The sequence below is a fragment of the Aeribacillus sp. FSL W8-0870 genome (assembly GCF_037963755.1).
Lineage (GTDB): Bacteria > Bacillota > Bacilli > Bacillales > Aeribacillaceae > Aeribacillus > Aeribacillus composti.
In genome coordinates this window covers 1,411,297-1,427,851 of sequence record NZ_CP150165.1, presented here as the reverse complement: position 1 = coordinate 1,427,851, position 16,555 = coordinate 1,411,297, and the positions used below count along the sequence as shown (strand labels likewise).

14 protein-coding genes are annotated in these 16,555 nt (G+C 41.0%); 2 read left to right on the top strand and 12 right to left on the bottom strand.

The genetic code is table 11. The features are described 5' to 3' along the window. The first annotated feature begins 90 nt into the window (after positions 1–90). On the top strand, positions 91–1,341 hold the full coding sequence (locus NSU02_RS06875; protein ID WP_339192832.1) for an IS4 family transposase: 1,251 nt from the start codon (positions 91–93) through the stop codon (positions 1,339–1,341). Between the two features lie 257 nt (positions 1,342–1,598). Here the strand turns inward: NSU02_RS06875 and NSU02_RS06870 are convergent, their stop codons facing one another. The 8 genes from NSU02_RS06870 to NSU02_RS06835 all read right to left on the bottom strand — a co-directional run bounded on the left by NSU02_RS06870 (position 1,599) and on the right by NSU02_RS06835 (position 11,578). Then, positions 1,599–2,573: an MBL fold metallo-hydrolase gene (locus NSU02_RS06870; protein ID WP_339194938.1), complete on the bottom strand. Its 975-nt coding sequence runs from the start codon at positions 2,571–2,573 to the stop codon at positions 1,599–1,601. A gap of 22 nt (positions 2,574–2,595) precedes the next feature. Beyond that, positions 2,596–3,471, bottom strand: a complete 876-nt coding sequence (locus NSU02_RS06865; protein WP_066251023.1) for a PaaX family transcriptional regulator C-terminal domain-containing protein — start codon at positions 3,469–3,471, stop codon at positions 2,596–2,598. A gap of 265 nt (positions 3,472–3,736) precedes the next feature. Beyond that, positions 3,737–4,537, bottom strand: coding sequence for an enoyl-CoA hydratase/isomerase family protein (locus tag NSU02_RS06860; RefSeq protein ID WP_339194935.1), 801 nt, complete (start codon positions 4,535–4,537; stop codon positions 3,737–3,739). A 122-nt stretch (positions 4,538–4,659) separates the two neighbouring features. Then, the gene (locus tag NSU02_RS06855; RefSeq protein ID WP_339194933.1) at positions 4,660–6,144 is read right to left on the bottom strand and encodes an aldehyde dehydrogenase family protein; all 1,485 of its coding nucleotides are present in this window, start codon (positions 6,142–6,144) and stop codon (positions 4,660–4,662) included. Positions 6,145–6,150: 6 nt separating this feature from the next. Beyond that, on the bottom strand, positions 6,151–7,350 hold the full coding sequence (locus NSU02_RS06850) for a thiolase family protein (RefSeq protein WP_063389429.1): 1,200 nt from the start codon (positions 7,348–7,350) through the stop codon (positions 6,151–6,153). A gap of 85 nt (positions 7,351–7,435) precedes the next feature. Continuing rightward, on the bottom strand, positions 7,436–8,161 hold the full coding sequence (locus NSU02_RS06845; RefSeq protein ID WP_066251107.1) for a 3-hydroxyacyl-CoA dehydrogenase family protein: 726 nt from the start codon (positions 8,159–8,161) through the stop codon (positions 7,436–7,438). Beyond that, positions 8,151–9,008 carry a 3-hydroxyacyl-CoA dehydrogenase NAD-binding domain-containing protein gene (locus NSU02_RS06840; RefSeq protein ID WP_130156789.1) on the bottom strand — a complete coding sequence of 286 codons (858 nt, stop codon included), beginning with the start codon at positions 9,006–9,008 and terminating at the stop codon, positions 8,151–8,153. The genes NSU02_RS06845 and NSU02_RS06840 overlap by 11 nt, the downstream gene beginning before the upstream one ends. 1,277 nt (positions 9,009–10,285) lie before the next feature. After that, entirely contained in the window at positions 10,286–11,578 is a 1,293-nt protein-coding gene (locus NSU02_RS06835; protein ID WP_339194931.1) for a homocysteine synthase, read from the bottom strand. Between the two features lie 602 nt (positions 11,579–12,180). On the opposite strand from NSU02_RS06835, the gene NSU02_RS06830 reads away from it, so the two are divergent. Beyond that, on the top strand, positions 12,181–12,945 hold the full coding sequence (locus NSU02_RS06830; protein ID WP_339194926.1) for an IclR family transcriptional regulator: 765 nt from the start codon (positions 12,181–12,183) through the stop codon (positions 12,943–12,945). 418 nt (positions 12,946–13,363) lie between these two features. Here the strand turns inward: NSU02_RS06830 and NSU02_RS06825 are convergent, their stop codons facing one another. From NSU02_RS06825 to NSU02_RS06810, 4 genes are all read right to left on the bottom strand, one after another. Continuing rightward, the gene (locus tag NSU02_RS06825) at positions 13,364–13,615 is read right to left on the bottom strand and encodes a hypothetical protein (protein ID WP_063389434.1); all 252 of its coding nucleotides are present in this window, start codon (positions 13,613–13,615) and stop codon (positions 13,364–13,366) included. A gap of 32 nt (positions 13,616–13,647) precedes the next feature. Further along, positions 13,648–14,967: a hypothetical protein gene (locus tag NSU02_RS06820; RefSeq protein WP_339194924.1), complete on the bottom strand. Its 1,320-nt coding sequence runs from the start codon at positions 14,965–14,967 to the stop codon at positions 13,648–13,650. Positions 14,968–15,038: 71 nt separating this feature from the next. Then, positions 15,039–15,626 (bottom strand): dimethylamine monooxygenase subunit DmmA family protein, encoded by a 588-nt coding sequence (locus NSU02_RS06815; RefSeq protein WP_094245467.1) that lies wholly within the window; start codon positions 15,624–15,626, stop codon positions 15,039–15,041. A 168-nt stretch (positions 15,627–15,794) separates the two neighbouring features. Next, positions 15,795–16,526: a hypothetical protein gene (locus NSU02_RS06810; protein WP_339194922.1), complete on the bottom strand. Its 732-nt coding sequence runs from the start codon at positions 16,524–16,526 to the stop codon at positions 15,795–15,797. Positions 16,527–16,555 lie beyond the last annotated feature (29 nt).

The following is a 16,555-nucleotide window of genomic DNA, read 5'->3' as shown; positions in this document are numbered from 1 at the left end:
TGTTAAATTTCATCTTTTTGGATATAAAAAAACTCCTTATAATTAGGATTGGCAGTCCTATCCAAATCCTAAGAATAAGGAGAAACCATTATGGATAAGAATACCACAGAATCCACAATAAATGAACTATTTAAAGAGATCGATCCAATAACTTTTTCAAAACTAATTAATGTGATTGACGTTGACAAATACATTAAAAAATTAACGGCGTATAAGTTTTTACAACTTTGTATCATCGCTCAGTTAAACGAATTGGAAAGCTTAACAAAATTGGCCAAACATTTGAAAGACAAGGAAGAGTTGCAGACATATCTGGAATTTGATGCAATTAGTACTTCGCAACTTTCTCGCAAATTAGGCCAATTATCCCCTCAACTGTTTGAAAAAGTATTTAAATATCTGGTCTTAAAGATCCAAGGGCAAATGAAAAATGCCCCGATCATCCGAAACATTGGTCGTCTTCTGGTCATTGATTCTACCACGATGAGCATGAGTTTGAGCCAATATCCATGGGCAACTTTTCGTAAGACAAAGGCTGGTGTTCGACTCCATTTAAAGGTTGTTGTAACGAAGGATATCACTGTTCCGGATCAAGGGATTATCTTACCCGCGAAACATGCCGATCGCACACAGATGGACGAACTCATTGAAATCGATCCAAATGCGATTTACTTGTTTGATCGAGGGTATGTCGATTACAAACAGTTCGACCGCTTATGCCGAGAAGGGGTGCGATTCATTACCCGGCTTAAAAAGAACGCAGAGATTGAAGTTTTATCGGAACGGATTCCCAATCCAGAACGTTTGATTTATAGGGATCAGATTGTCATTTTAGGAAATGACCGTAATCATACCAAAATGACTCATCCTCTCCGATTGATCGAAACGGTCGACAGCGAAGGGAATCCCGTGATCATCATAACCAATTGCTTTGATCTTTCTGCGGAAGAGATTGCAGATTTATACCGATATCGCTGGAAGATAGAGACCTTCTTTAAATGGATGAAACAGCACCTTAAGATAAAAAGATTTTATGGAAAAAGTCAAAATGCCGTTTACAATCAAATTTGGATCGCCCTAATCACCTATTGCTTACAGGCCATGCTCCAATTAAAAGTGAATCACGATGGTCCTTTATTAGAGATCAAGCGAACTTTACAGAATCTGCTTTTTAAAGGTTTTGACTGTTTTGTTCGCTCCCTTTTTAAAAAGCCAATTCGAACGTCCAACGGTCGGAAAAAATACCATTGGGAAAAAGATTTTGAAACCATCGTGTACCAATTTGAAGAAGGGGAGGTGGAACACCTAGACGATTTAGTTTATGATCCAATGTTTCTGTAATATATTACCAAATTGTGGAAATGGACTGCCGATTAAGACGTCATTGTCCTTTTAAGCTTGCTTAGAAAGATTGTATGTCTGAATATTCAGTTACATGAAATAACTGGAATTTTTATTGAGCTTGACAAACATTAAATTTTTTTATGCAACGCTACTGTTGTCAATTAAAAAAATAAAAGGTTTTTCTCCTTTCTTTCGTTCTTGTCGTTTTTACGACCGCAAAAAAAGCGCATAGCTTTTTGCTATGCACCTATCCATTATTTATTTTGTTTATAAAAGACAATATCGTGACGATTCTCTTTTTTAATTTGCCCTGTGAAAACTAAATACTCCAAGTGCGACAAAGTTTCTGCGATCGCAAACCGCCATTGATGCGAATTCAAGCTTTTGTGCTGAAATAAATCTTGGGCAATGTCATAGGCGGTACGGCCATCCTTCGCAAGTCGAAATATTTGATCCAATCGCTTTTGATGATGCTGGATGATTTCTGATATTCTGTCGTCAACTCGTTCGATCAATGCCCCATGGGCAGGAAGCGCCAGGTCTACCTTCAATTGCTGTATTTTTTCAAGCGAAGATATGTAGTTTCCAAGCGGATTTTTGCTTGAACCGGGCCATATGCTAATGTTCGGAGTAATTTTATCCAAAATATGATCGGCTGCAAGCAGCAGTCTTTCTTCTCTTTGATAAAAGCAAATGTGTCCATCGCTGTGACCAGGTGTCGGTATAACTTCCCATTTTCTTTCGCCTAGAATGACCTCGTCATCCTCTAGAATCGTCAATTCCGGAAACGTTACATGCTTTGCCAAACTTCTCATACTTTCTTCAATTTCATCCGCAAGATCTTCCGGTGTACCGTTTTTTTTGCACATTTCACCAATTTGCTCCGCCTGGCTGCTGTTTTTTCCCCAAACACGCTGCGCCATGGCAAAATCTTCTTTGCTTATATAAGCTTTTGCTCCTGTTCTTTCCTGCATCCACCCTGCCAATCCGAAGTGATCAGGATGAAAATGAGTGAAATAAATCGAATGAATCTGTTCATAACGAACATTCATTTGTTTCAATACTTGCTCCCAAGCTTCAATCGCTTCGGTATTATGAAATCCTGCATCAACAAGGCTCCATCCGTCTGCACCGCGCACCATATAACAATAGATGTATTTCATCGGAAAAGGGATTGGAACCGGAATGCGATATATATTTTTCCCGATTTGTTCAATATTGACCACCATTATGCACCTACTTGCTTTTATTTTAAACAATGTCCATAAAAGGGTTGATCGCTCTGTCCCGATTCGCTTCCAATTCACAATCGGGAGCTTTTTCAAATAAAGTTTCAAAATATCGAATAGCAGGTACAGACAAAAGCTGATGTACATTGAAAAACAGCTCTCTAGCTTTTAAGCCGCTCCAGTCAGCAGGCAGCAGGTCGTTCGGAAACCCCGGGTCGATAAAGAAAAAGCTGCGATATTCATGAACAAGCTTCGTTCTCTCAATAAAACATTCTTGATCTGATAATTCATTATTCCAAATGCGTTCCTTAAAATCATCATACTTTTGCCGATATTGATCAATGAATGATTCATACTCTTTGGCAATTTCGTCAAAATTCCATCCTCTATGAATCAACTCATGATTATCATGGGATACTACTGAACTGGAAGTAAATAAAATCACATACGGCTCGAGATGGTAATCTTTTATAAACTCCATCACCCGATCTTCAATAGGGTTTGGACTTGCCCACGTACCGTGCGAAATCAAGCCGAATCCCATGAGGCTCAGCTCTTTTCGAATTTGATTGCGAAGCTCCCTTTTTTCTTCCGGGACCGAATAGGTCAAAATTCTCCAATTCCCATCCCATTTGTAATTTCTCATTGAATAAACGCGGGCAAACCCGTCCATCATCGTTCTCTTCCCTTTATTTGTAAGAGAATAATAGCTTTTATTGCCAATTTTGCGAACTTTAAAAAAGCCTTGCTGAACCATTCTTAACGTGGCTCCCCGTATCGAAGATTCAGAAATGCCGAAATGGGACATCATTTGAATTAAGCTGCCAATCCAAACTTCTGTGCTGTAATGCTGAATGTACTCACCGAATAGTGTAAACATTAATGATCTTGGCTTCATTTTCTTACACCCGTCTTTTTCCTGAATTTTGCTTTTATTTTTATTATGCTGGATGGAATTCCATTTTTACAAGTTTTTTCTTCAAGATAGGGAGCCTTTTAATCTATTTTTTTATAAGTCTGAAGCTGTTTAAATCGACTCTGCCAATCAGAAAAAAAACGCCTCCTCCTTGAGGAAGGCATATGACTTGTCTTTAAATTTCCGCATGATTTTCTGGATGAAAAAATACCGGCCGTTTATGGCCGATATGCTGCGTCCTTCTTTTTTATATCCCTTTCCAATTTGGTTTTCTCTTTTCTAAAAATGCGCTTAATCCTTCTTTTGCATCCTCGGAGCGGAACAACAAGTTTTGCAGCTCTCCTTCGTAGCGGATGGCCACGTTCAATGGCATTTCCTTTCCGTTCATGATCGACAGCTTGATGTTGGATACCGCATAGCTTGCGCTTTCAGCTATCCTTCTCGCATACTCGAGCGTCCGCTCTCTCGTTTCCGCCTGCGGGAATACTTTGTTGACGAGACCAATGTCCAGCGCTTCCTGCGGTGTCAGCGTTTCCCCTGTAATATTCATATCCAGCGCTCTCGAATACCCGATCAACCGCGCGAGCCGCTGCGTTCCTCCCGTTCCAGCCAGCACCCCAAGCGATACTTCCGGCAAGCCGATTTTTCCTGCTTCATCTCCCATAAAACGCAGATCGCAGCCTAGCGCCATTTCTAATCCTCCGCCGACTGTATGCCCTTCCAAACAGGCGATATATACTTGCGGCGAACGGGCGATTTTATCCAGTGTTTCATTACAGAACAGGCAAAACTGTGTTTTATAGCGCGGATCCGCTGCTTTTAAGAAATTGATATCCGCTCCTGCCGAGAAAAATTTCGGCACATCGCTCATCAGCACGACCACTTTTATGTTTGGATCGAAGCGAAGCTCATCGATCGCTGCGTTGAATTCTTGGTAAAACTCCAGCCCATAGGCATTCGTTTTATTGATGTGAAGATGGATTTCCGCCACTCCGTTGTTTTTGACCACCGTTAAATTTTTCTTTTCTATTGCTACTGTATCTGACATTGCAATTCCTCCTTTATTTATACGTTTAATATTTTATCGTTTCATAAACATAATATACTAAATATTCTAATAATTCAATAGAAATTATATTTTTTTTAAACGATCTTTTTTTATACATATAATTAGAGTCCAAAGAGATTTAATGGTTTGCTGCCGATATAAGAAACGACGCTTTTCGTTTCCGTGTACAAATTCAATGTTTCCAATGCCAGCTCCCGGCCAAATCCCGATTGCTTATAGCCTCCAAAAGGTGTTCCGGGAAATGCAGAAATTGGCGAATTCACCATAACAATTCCTGCCTTTATTTGTGCCGCAACACGGTGTGCCTTTCCATGATCGTTCGTCCATATAGCCGAACCTAATCCAAAAATGGAATCATTTGCTTGTCGGATCACATCTTGCTCGTCGCTGAATTTCATAACAACTACGACAGGCCCAAAAATTTCCTCTTGTGCAACTCTCATATCATTTGTGACATCCCCGATAACCGTCGGCAAATACCAATACCCTTTTTCATACTCTCCGCCTTCCGGTATTTTGCCGCCGTATAAAATTTTTCCGCCCTCTTCCACCGCTAATTTCACGTAATGATCAATTGTTTGCTGATGACTTTTGGAAATGACGGCCCCCATATGCACGCCTTCATCAAACGGATTTCCTACTCGTATACGGGAAGCTTTTTCGAGAAATTTTTCCATAAATTCATCATAAATGTTTTCATGAACAAACAAGCGGGATCTTGCTTCACAAGATTGTCCTGTGTTGTAAAAAATTCCATAAAGCGAACCGTTTACGGCTCCTTCCAGATCACAATCGTCAAAGACGATGTTCGGCGATTTTCCTCCTAATTCCAAAGTTACCCGTTTTAACGTTTCAGAAGCGCGCTTCATAATGTCCTTTCCGGTTTCCGTTTCGCCTGTAAACGCAACTTTGTCGATTCCAGGATGCTCCGTCATATATGGTCCGATTTCAGACCCGCTGCCTGTAATAACGTTCAGGACTCCTGCCGGAACACCTGCTTCATGGCATATTTCCGCAAGCATATAGGCTGTAATTGGAGTGTAGCTAGCAGGCTTCAAGACAACAGTGCAGCCGGCAGCCAATGCAGGCGCCACTTTCCAAGCGGCCATCATGAGCGGATAATTCCAAGGAATAATTTGACCGCATACCCCGACCGGCTCTTTAAGAGTATAGTTAAAAAAGCCGTTTGGAACTTGATTGACATCACCTTGGAGAGTTAAGCATGCAGCGGCATAAAATTCAAAATCTTCAATCGTCTGCATAATTTGACCCTTGGCAGCAGCAACGGTCTTTCCGCTGTTTAATACTTCAACGCGAACCAATTCTTCAAATCGCTCTCTCATCATTTCCGCTATACGGTTTAACAGGCGAGCTCTTTTCGCTGCCGTCATTCTCGGCCATTTGCCCGACTCAAATGCAGCACGGGCTGCCTCCACCGCTTTGTCAACGTCCTTCTTTGTTGCTTTGGCTACCGTTGCTATGACTTCGCCGGTTGCAGGATTATGCGTTTCGAATACTTCTCCGTTTGAGCTGTCTACATATTGTCCATTAATAAAAAGCTGATAGTGTTTTTTCATATTTTTCATTCCTTTCTATATTTTTTCGACAATCGTGGCGATTCCTTGCCCGACGCCTATGCACATCGTCGCGAGTCCATATCTAACGTCTCTTCTTTTCATTTCATGAACGAGAGTGGTAACAATTCTCGCCCCGCTGCAGCCGAGAGGATGACCTAAAGCAATTGCTCCACCGTTGACATTCACCTTTTCCATATCAAATCCCAGCTCCTTAATGCAGGCAATGGATTGGGATGCGAATGCTTCATTAATCTCGATTAAATCCAGTTGGCTGATAGATAAACCAGTTCTTTGCAGCACTTTTTTCGTTGCTGGAATCGGGCCAATCCCCATATAAGATGGATTCACCCCAGCGACAGCGGAGCCGACAATCCGTGCCAGCGGCTTAAAGCCAAGTCTTTCTGCTATCGATCTCTCCATGATTAAAAGTGCGGAAGCGCCGTCATTGATTCCAGAGGAATTTCCAGCGGTCACTGTTCCGTCTTGAACAAAAGCAGGCTTTAATTTATTCAGCTTTTCCAAAGTCGTATCAGGCCTCGGATGCTCATCTGCATCTACTATCGTTTCTTCCCCTTTTTTCCCTGTTATTGTCACCGGAACAATTTCATCTTGAAAACGCCCTTCTTGTATCGCTTTTCCGGCTTTTTTATGGCTTTCCAACGCAAATTCATCTTGCTCCTGCCTCGAAATTTGATAGCGCGCAGCTACATTTTCAGCCGTCTCGCCAAGACTGATCGGCGGATACATTTCCGCTAATTTATCATTGACAAGCCGCCAGCCGAGAGTTGTATCATAAAAAGTTGGCGTGTCCCTCATTCCAGAAAGCTGCGGCTTCATCATGACATATGGAGCTCTTGTCATGCTTTCGGTTCCGCCTGCAATATAGACGTCTCCCAATCCGCCTTGAATCGCCAGCGCTGCTTGATTAATTGCTTCCAGACCCGATCCGCATAAACGGTTGACGGTCACGCCTGGAACCGTTTCAGGCAAACCCGCAAGAAGCACGGCCATTCTTGCCACATTGCGATTATCTTCTCCGGCTTGATTAGCGCAGCCAAAAATTACATCCTCCACATCGGAAGGATCAATCGGATTTCGCTTGAGCAGCTCTCTTACGACGTGAGCTGCCAAATCGTCCGGGCGGACCTCTCTTAATGCCCCGTTGAACCTGCCGATCGGGGTTCGGACAGCATCAACAATCACAGCTTCTTTCATTTTCTTACCCCCATTTTGACCGTTTTTTCAGGCATTTTGATTCATTTTGAACTTTTCCCGAAGTTACCATCATCAACCGGAATTTTTAATCATATTGATAAAAGCCTCTTCCCGTTTTCTTTCCGAACCATTTGGCATACACCATCTTTTTGATAAATGGAGCAGGCCGGTAGCGGTCCTCCCCTGTTTCTTTAAACAGTCCGGCTAAAACAGCATAAACATCATCAATACCGATATGATCCGCCCAGCGAAGGGGGCCCATCGGGTAATTCGTTCCTTTCATCATTGCTTTGTCTATGTCCTCTGCACTTGCAACACCTTCTGTTAAAGCAAAAGCAGCTTCATTAATAATTAATGATAAAATTCTAGGAAATACTAATCCTACGCCGTCTTCCACTACTTCGACCTCTTTTCCAACTTCTTCAAAAAACTGCTTAGCTTTCTCAACATTTTCTTTTTCGGTTTGCAAAGCCGGTGCAAGTTCGACAAGTTCACAATCTTCCCAAGGGAAAAATGCGGCAAATCCGACTAATCGTTCAGGATGTTGGAGCCAAGAAGCGGTTTCTGTTGCTGTTACACCAAGACATGTAGACAAAATGACCGTTTCCTTTGGCAATGTTTTTTCGATTTCGACCAATAGTTTTTTCTTTTGGTCGATGTCGAGATTTGTCGTTTCGATCACAATATCAAAATTTGAATGAACAGCCGATTGATCTTCGAGCTGATGGCCTGTTTCGCGCAATTGCGCTATGATCGAATCGGCTAAAGAGCCTTCTCCAGCTACTTTTACAGTGAATGATTTAGTTTTCATAGCGATAATATCCTTCACCGGCCTTTCTGCCAAGCTTACCTGACTGAACCATGCGCTGCTGCAAATAATGCGGACGAAATCTTTCCTCTCCGAAAAAACTATTGTAGACGGTTTCCGTTGTGGAAAAATTCACATCAATACCAATTAAATCTTGCAGTTCAAAAGGACCCATCTTAAAACGTCCAGCCTTTTTCATGATCCTGTCAATCTGTTCGGGCTTCGCCAAACGTTCACCTGCAATTTTCAATGCTTCATTGTAAAAAGGACGGGCAATTCTGTTTACAATAAATCCCGGTGTGTCTTCGCAAACAACCGGATCTTTATGAAGAGAAGAGACAAATTGTGCAAGCTTTTTCAACGTGTCCTCAGATGTTTTCACCCCTCTTACGACTTCTACTAAAGGCATTAGCGGAACCGGATTAAAAAAATGAAGACCTGCCACTCTTTCCCCTGTTTTGGTAACGCTTGCAATTTCAGTGACAGAAAACGATGATGTGTTGGTGGTTAAAATGGTTTGTTCTGGACAATGTTCATCCAGCGCTTGGAAAATGTCTTTTTTAATATTGATTTTTTCCGGAACTGCTTCAATCACAAGATCACACGCTTTCATCAGCGATAAATCGGTGCAAGTCTCAATTCGTGATATTGAATCTTGAAACGTTTGTTCCTCCATTTTTCCCTTTTCTACTAATCTGTTAAGGCGTTTTTTAATTTGAGTAAATGCTTTCTGAACGATCGCATCATTTAAATCATAAAGCAATACACGAAATCCATGCTGCACACACGTTTGGGCAATGCCAGAGCCCATCGTTCCGCTTCCTACAACTCCAACCGTTTGGATCGTCAAACAGACTACACCTCCTTGTTCAAATCATTTTGCCATCTTATAAATTCAAAAACGCTTTTACATTGGTTGCAGTAATATTGAGAAACGAGCTGAGCAGTGCCGAAAACAGCTATTTTCTTAACATTTGTAGAATCGCAAAAGGAACAGTGCACCACATATTTGTCGGACACCGGTGTCACCTCTCTGTTATATTACGTTTTTTTTACTATCGTTTATTTAACAAAATATTAATAAAAACAACAGGTTCTGTCAACGAAAAAATTAAAATGTTATTTATTTTCTGGAAATTAAAACAAAAACCCGGTTTCTCCTTAGAAATACCGGCTATAATCAACATATGTAACATTTATTCATTTTTACCTATAAATGAAACGAGAGAATTTTACAGCGAGGGGGGTTTTGACGACAGCTAAACCGCGGCAGTTTTCTTCCTAGTTTCATACTGCTATGAGCGCTGGTTTTGGGAAACGGTAATATGCAGAGGATGTCCATAAGTCCATAATCGAGTAGGAGGGAGCGATTAACTCCCGTCCTCTCACACCACCGTACGTACGGTTCCGTATACGGCGGTTCAATTAAGATAATTGACGCAAGTCTTTATAACTTCCGTGAATAGCTGTTCTCTTTATGCCAGTGGTCACTCCACCCTCCAAGAGATCTCCCACGGGATTCACCGCTTCCTCCCTCAAGTGAGGTACTACGTTTTCTGTGTTCATCATGACTCACTGAATGCCAAGGGCTATTCTCTCTTAATTGTTCGGTCCTTCTTAGTTGTTCTAGACCAACTAATACTATGACCTCTGCTGACTTCTGACGGTTCAGCTACTTATCACTAAGTAGGTTATGAAGCGTACTTCACATATCCACCAGACCTCCCCGGGTAAGTACATGCACTTTCACACCATCTATCCGCCTCATTTACTCGATATGACCTTCGACAGAAAGAGCTTTGTTTTGTTTCGCAAACTCACTCAATCATACCTAGCCTTATATGAGGTTCGTGTTCCTCGGACCGGTGTTTTGCCTCCAGCTTCCTTCAGATTCCGCGTCACCACGGACACCCTTGCTCTTGGCTAACCTCTACTTCTGTCTTCGGGGTTCGGGACTTACACCCTATAGTTCATGTACATGCCGGGCGCACAAATAAAAGTAGAGAAAAACAGTCGTTTTCCTCTACTTCTTTCGATATGAAAGCAGCTGAAGGTTGCCAGCTGCTTTTCAGTGTGAAGTGGGCTTATGCCGCAATCCCTGCAAAATTTTTAACTGGCGATACGATCTTAAACTTGGCTTGCTCGAATCGCTTGTTCCAGATCGTAAATAATATCATCAACCGATTCCGTACCGACTGATAACCGGACAAGACCAGGTGTAACACCTGTTGCCAGCTGCTCTTCGCTCGTTAATTGCTGATGAGTCGTGCTGGCAGGATGAATAATCAACGATTTCGAATCGCCGATGTTGGCAAGGTTTGAAAATAATTGAACCGAATCGATCAGTTTTCTTCCTGCATCAACGCCGCCTTTAATTTCGAATGTCAAAATGGCTCCCTGACCTTTCGGCAAATATTTTTGTGCAAGTTCGAATGAAGGGTGATTTTTCAAGCCTGGATAGCTGACAGATTCGACCGCTTCATGCTCAAGTAAATAATTCGCAACTGCAAGCGCATTTTCACTATGGCGCTGCATTCGCAAATGAAGCGTTTCAAGCCCTTGCAAGAATAAAAATGAATTGAATGGAGAAAGTGAAGCTCCAAGGTCTCTCAACAGCTGAATGCGCGCTTTCGTAATATAAGCAGCTTCACCAATGTCATCAGCATAAACGAGACCATGATAGCTTGGGTCCGGCTCGGTGAACTCAGGGAATTTGCCGCTTCCTTTCCAATCAAACTTGCCGCTGTCGACAATGACGCCTCCGATTGAATTTCCGTGTCCTCCAATAAATTTCGTAGCCGAATGAACAACTATATCTGCGCCGAATTCAATCGGACGGAGCAAGTAAGGGCTTGGAATTGTATTGTCAACGATAAGCGGAATTGAATGTTTATGAGCGATTGCTGCCACCGCTTCAATATCAAGCACATCCCCTCTTGGGTTTCCGATCGTCTCGGCAAATATTGCTTTTGTTTTTTCAGTAATCGCTGCTTCAAGATTTTGCGGATCCGTCGTATCGGCAAATTTTACCGTGATGCCAAACTTCGGCAAAGTATGTGTGAACAAATTATAGGTTCCGCCATATAAGCTAAATGAAGAAACAATTTCATCGCCGCTTCCAGCAATATTCAAAATCGAATAAAAAACAGCAGCTTGTCCAGATGAAAGCGCCAGCGCCCCAATTCCTCCTTCAAGCGCAGCTACACGCTTTTCAAATACATCAGTCGTTGGATTCATGATCCTTGTGTAAATATTTCCTTCTTTCTTTAAACTGAATAAATCTGCCCCATGCTGACTGTCTTCAAATACATACGAAGTCGTTTGGTAGATCGGAACAGCTCTCGACAAAGTCGTCGGATCAGGCACCTGTCCTGCATGTACAGCTAGCGTTTCGGGCTGAAGTTTTCTTTCGTTTGACATAGTTTATTTCTCCCTTCAATTCTAAACTTATATATTCGCAAAATTAAACCTACTAAAATAATAGGTTTAATTATATATAAATAAAATGTACTGCTTGTTCAGCCGGATGTCAATTACTTATCAAAACTTTCAAAAATTTTTTTAGACTTCTTCAGTATAGCATAAAATCTCAATTGGAAGATAAACTTTTTGGATATCATTTCATGTAATGGAATGCTTTATAAGTAACCTTTCCTCGTATTTTCATATGATAATAATTTTCCAATCTACTTATTCTTTTTTAAAGGGACTGCAGGATGAGTAAAAGGAATAAAGAATATACTGAGAGCAGTCCGAAAATGAAATTTCTTAAATTGATGCAATAAAAAAACAGTTTGCCATCATTAAGCAAATGGCGAGGAACTTCATTTTTCTCTTCAGACTTTTTTGAGAGGATTTTTCTCGCATCCCGGACAAATTTTTTATCCTTTCACACTTCATCTATTGCTAGTTTATATTTTCATTGACAAAGTCTTAGTAGTTTTTTGAAAATATAGAAAAAATTTTGTTGAAGTGGTAAAATAAGATGAAGTATGCCTATCAGTTGAAGGATGGTTTTAGCAATGACAGAAAATAAAAAACATGCACAAATTCAGTCTCTGCTTGTAGGATTCTCAATTATTGACCTGATTGCCAAAAACGGCAGTCCGATGAAATTTAACGACATTCATCATTATACTAATATAGCAAAAAGCAATTTATATAAATATTTAAATACCCTTACGAATCTCGGTGTCCTTCATCGGGATAAAGGAAGCGGCTTATACTCTTTAGGGAGCACACTCATTCAATATGGAATGGCAGCTGTCAATCAAGAGGACCTCATTGGCAAAATCACGCCATTTTTGCATGAAATCAATGCCAAATCGAAAGAAACGACTCTCCTTGCCGTATGGACAACAAACGGCCCAATGATCGTCAAAATGATCCATAGTCATTTAGGGCTTAACTTAGGCGGACAGGTCGGAACAATCCTTCCGATCTCCTCGGCAGCCGGAAAACTTTTTGCGGCATTTAAAAACGATCCAAGTGTAAACGTTTGGAAGGAATCGGAGTTGTCAAAGCTAAGCAAACAGGCGAAAGACGAGCTAATAACAGAGTTTCAGCTTATTGCTGATCAAAAAATATCGTTTGCGCAGGAAGCTTTAGCGCCAAGCATCGCTTCTGCCGCCATTCCGATTTTTAATTTTGAGCGGGAAATTTTAGGGTCTATTATTGTTGTCGGCTTTGAAAAATCGATTCCAGACACTATCGAACATGAGCTAAGCGAATATTTGCTTATAAAAGGAAAAGAAATTTCCGCCGTTTTCGGATGGAAAGAAGAATAAAAAAGAGCTTTTTGCACCCTTTTAAAGTAGAAGTGAGATGGAATTTAAAAAATAGGAATTGATTTTTACTATTTCATATGTTTCAGTAAAAAAGACGGTGTTCGCCTTCTTGTCATTTATAAGGTCAGATGTTATTTTTATCCTTATATGAAAAACCGAGCGTTAAAAAATCAACGCCCGGTTCTTTTGTGTACATACGAAGCCCTCTTTTTGATAACAGAAAATTTTTGTTATCATCTTGTCAGTACTATTCTCCCAATAATAATTGATTAATCTCCTCATTTCAGAATCCCACAGCTCTCAAGGCTGTGGCTGACACAAAACTTAATACTCTTATTGTTAAATTTAAAATAAAAAAAAAGAGTTTGAGTATGAAAACTCCTATTTTGATTAATCAGGACAGCAACCTGCTCTTATACTAGTTTACATTTTCCATTAATGGATCTGCGTACGTACCCTCTTTCGGTAAATCCAATTTTTCATCAACTGCTTTCGAAGCTAATAGATTTACTTCCGAAAAAGCTTGATTCTCATGCCGAAACATTGCGTAAATCAACGCAACACAGATGCCGATCGCAGCTATAATCGATAACACAACTCCTATAGAATGCGGGCCAAAGGTAAAATAAGCACCGACATGCTCCCAATTTGTTATAGGACTTGTATTCATTTACTATTCCTCCTTTCCATTTTTATCCTTTTTTAACTAGTTTTGCTCTTTGACATGATCATTTTTAATCTTCCATTTTCTTGAGTAGATGGAATTCCTTCCGGAAAAGCTGTTGCAGGTATTTCAGTTAAATCAATACCAAGCATCTCTGCTTGCTTTGGTATTCTCAACATATTAAGCTTTTTCAAAAGCAGTGATGTCCAGTAGCCGGGGAGAAATCCTAGAAGGATCACAACCGCTGCACATACGAGTTGTCCAATAAAAGAGATTTCCGGGCCGTTTATATTGGGATAGCCGGAGGCAAATATCCCGACTGCAAGGACTGACCAGATCCCGATAAATCCGTGGACGGTAATAGCACCTACAGGATCATCAATCCCCTTCCTTTCGAGAAAATTTCCAATGAATGGACACATCAATCCTCCAATGACAGCTATAACAAATGCAAGCGCTGGATGATATAAATCTAAACCCGAACCTACTGAAATAACCCCGGCCAGCCCGCCTGAAGCGACCCAAAACGGTTCCCCTTTTGAACCTAAATATGCCCCTATTAAACCTCCCGCTAATCCCATTAAAGCATTGAATACAAAAGCCGATAAATTGGTAGGAGTACCGTAAATCGTCATCCATTCCCCATTTGTAACAGCGATTATACAGCCTCCGAGGAAGCCGAAAAAACCAACATAAATGAGCATCAGCCCTAATAAAGTGGACGGAAGATTATGCGGCAGAATATTAACAATTTTCCCATCCCCTGTATATTTGCCGATTCTAGGTCCTAAATTGATCACGACTCCTAATGCAAAAAACCCAGCTATTGCATGAATAACGCCTGCAGCGGCAACATCATGATAACCAAATTGCGTTAAAAACCATCCTTCTCCGTGCCAGCCCCAAGAAGCAGCTAAATTCCAAATAACTGATCCAAGAATAGCGGCAAGAATAAGAAATCCACTTAATCGGACCCGTTCGATCAGCACGCCGGATAAGATGGAAGCTGTCGTAGCAGCAAACAGCGCAAAAGCACCCCAGAAAACTCCACTCGCATGATCCGTTATATTCGGACCCATATTTTCACTCCAAGGCAATGCAGCTAATGCCGCTTCACTCATTCTCGGAATCAAACCGTCTGGAAACGCATTGTATATCCACCAGCCAACAAAATAGAAAGCAGGTAACACGACTGCTAACGTCATTATATTTTTCAAAGCCGTCGCCAATACGTTTTTTACACGGGAGATGCCGACTTCAAGAGTCAAAAACCCCGCATGGATCTGCAGCATGATTGCAATGCACCACCAATAGAATACTTCTATTTGGATTGCGGCAAAGTGTTCAAAACCCTCCACATGATCATCCCCTTATTCTAAAGATTTCAAAGCCTTTAACCTACCATTTTTCAGGCCCTCCTTCTTCTGTTTCATGAAATTATTTTTAAATAACCTAAATATGCATCATGGAGCCTAGAATAGTGTCTTGAAACCTCTAACGATGCATGACACTTTTCACACGTTACTTGTTTTTGTGCTGTCAGCTTGTTCAGATGATAACACTTTACACAAAATACCCTTTCCTCTTTCTCCCCCCATCCTTGTGCCTGGATCTCATCTTCATTAAAACCGGCCCGCAATGCCAGTTTTTTCAGCTCTTTTAACATTGACCATTGAACTGAAAGAAATAGCTTTGTACCGATAAATTGACTTTCAAATATTTTGTAAATTTCCTCACTGGATGTTGATGAAAGGACAGTCGCTTCATTCGGAAAAAATTCTGTCCCCTTATACGAATGAAGGCTGCTATCATTTTTCTTCAATATATAGATTTGTTTCTTCGTCTGTTCTGGAATTTTTTTAATAAACATCAACGTTGGCAAAATCATCGGTTCATCAATGATAAACAAAAATTGTTTCCCAGTGATGAGTTGAAATAGATTGCCAGCTTGCTGATTTTGCGCAAAAAATTCATCTGCTTCAGAAGCGCTTGTTTTCCCATCTGCTGTTTTAGTCATTATTCAACCTCCTTGTTTGTTTTTCAACATGGTCGAATCGAATAAGCAATTTGTAATTTTCTCAATTCGAATTTTTCAAATATCAGGATATTCTCCAACGATAAGCTGCAGCTAGTTCGAATCAATATTAAGCAAACAAAGCATTGCCGTAACTTGATTTCTATCAAATTACAACAAAGAAAGATAACGGCTAGTTGTGAAGCCCGGACCGTTCGAGCGAGTAAGCATATAAAGAGCATCTGTTAAAGGAATCCGGCGATAAGTTTCAATAACACGCCCATTGACAAATAGATTCTCCCGTTTTTGTTTTAATTGGGCAGCCGTTTGTTGAAAAAGTTTCTTAGATCTATTAAACGAGTCAAAAACGAAGCGTTCTGCTGCTGGACAGCTTGCAATACTCACATCGCCGAAATGAACCCGTCCTGACGGTGAATATGCTATCGCACTGACGATTCGTTGCTGCGCACTGCTGATGGTTTCTTGTAAAAAAGTCGCATGAACGGGTTTGATATCTTCCACAATCAGCCGGGTGATGCCCCGATCGTTAATCGCTTCTAAAATTTGTTCAGGGTCATCCTCCACGATAACCTCTTTATGGGGCGGCCATATATCCATCCAATAATGATCTAAGTGCTGTTTTCCGACATGGAAAATGAAATAATCAGGATAAATTCGAAGTCCGCCCTCCTCATCTGTTAAATCCTGACGATAAAAATCATAAAATCTGGTGACAGCTGCCATAAGCAAGGCGCTAGCACCAGCACTTCCTGCCGGTTCCCGTACGACTATTCCTATTCGATCATATTGATGAAATCCCGGCAGCAACTCCTCAAAAGAACATTTCACGTCGTTTATCTTGAATTCAAAATCATCGATTCCGATAACCTTTGTTGTGTGCACAATTCCATTTGCTCCTTTCTTGTATGCTC

What these genes read in the sequence shown, in the direction of transcription:
- NSU02_RS06815 (WP_094245467.1), bottom strand. Translation starts at nt 15,626, where the DNA reads ATGACTAAAACAGCAGATGGGAAAACAAGCGCTTCTGAAGCAGATGAA.
- NSU02_RS06860 (WP_339194935.1), bottom strand. Translation starts at nt 4,537, where the DNA reads ATGTCAGATACAGTAGCAATAGAAAAGAAAAATTTAACGGTGGTCAAA.
- NSU02_RS06845 (WP_066251107.1), bottom strand. Translation starts at nt 8,161, where the DNA reads ATGAAAACTAAATCATTCACTGTAAAAGTAGCTGGAGAAGGCTCTTTA.
- NSU02_RS06825 (WP_063389434.1), bottom strand. Translation starts at nt 13,615, where the DNA reads ATGAATACAAGTCCTATAACAAATTGGGAGCATGTCGGTGCTTATTTT.
- NSU02_RS06855 (WP_339194933.1), bottom strand. Translation starts at nt 6,144, where the DNA reads ATGAAAAATATGAAAAAACACTATCAGCTTTTTATTAATGGACAATAT.
- NSU02_RS06850 (WP_063389429.1), bottom strand. Translation starts at nt 7,350, where the DNA reads ATGAAAGAAGCTGTGATTGTTGATGCTGTCCGAACCCCGATCGGCAGG.
- NSU02_RS06870 (WP_339194938.1), bottom strand. Translation starts at nt 2,573, where the DNA reads ATGGTGGTCAATATTGAACAAATCGGGAAAAATATATATCGCATTCCG.
- NSU02_RS06875 (WP_339192832.1), top strand. Translation starts at nt 91, where the DNA reads ATGGATAAGAATACCACAGAATCCACAATAAATGAACTATTTAAAGAG.
- NSU02_RS06835 (WP_339194931.1), bottom strand. Translation starts at nt 11,578, where the DNA reads ATGTCAAACGAAAGAAAACTTCAGCCCGAAACGCTAGCTGTACATGCA.
- NSU02_RS06865 (WP_066251023.1), bottom strand. Translation starts at nt 3,471, where the DNA reads ATGAAGCCAAGATCATTAATGTTTACACTATTCGGTGAGTACATTCAG.
- NSU02_RS06830 (WP_339194926.1), top strand. Translation starts at nt 12,181, where the DNA reads ATGACAGAAAATAAAAAACATGCACAAATTCAGTCTCTGCTTGTAGGA.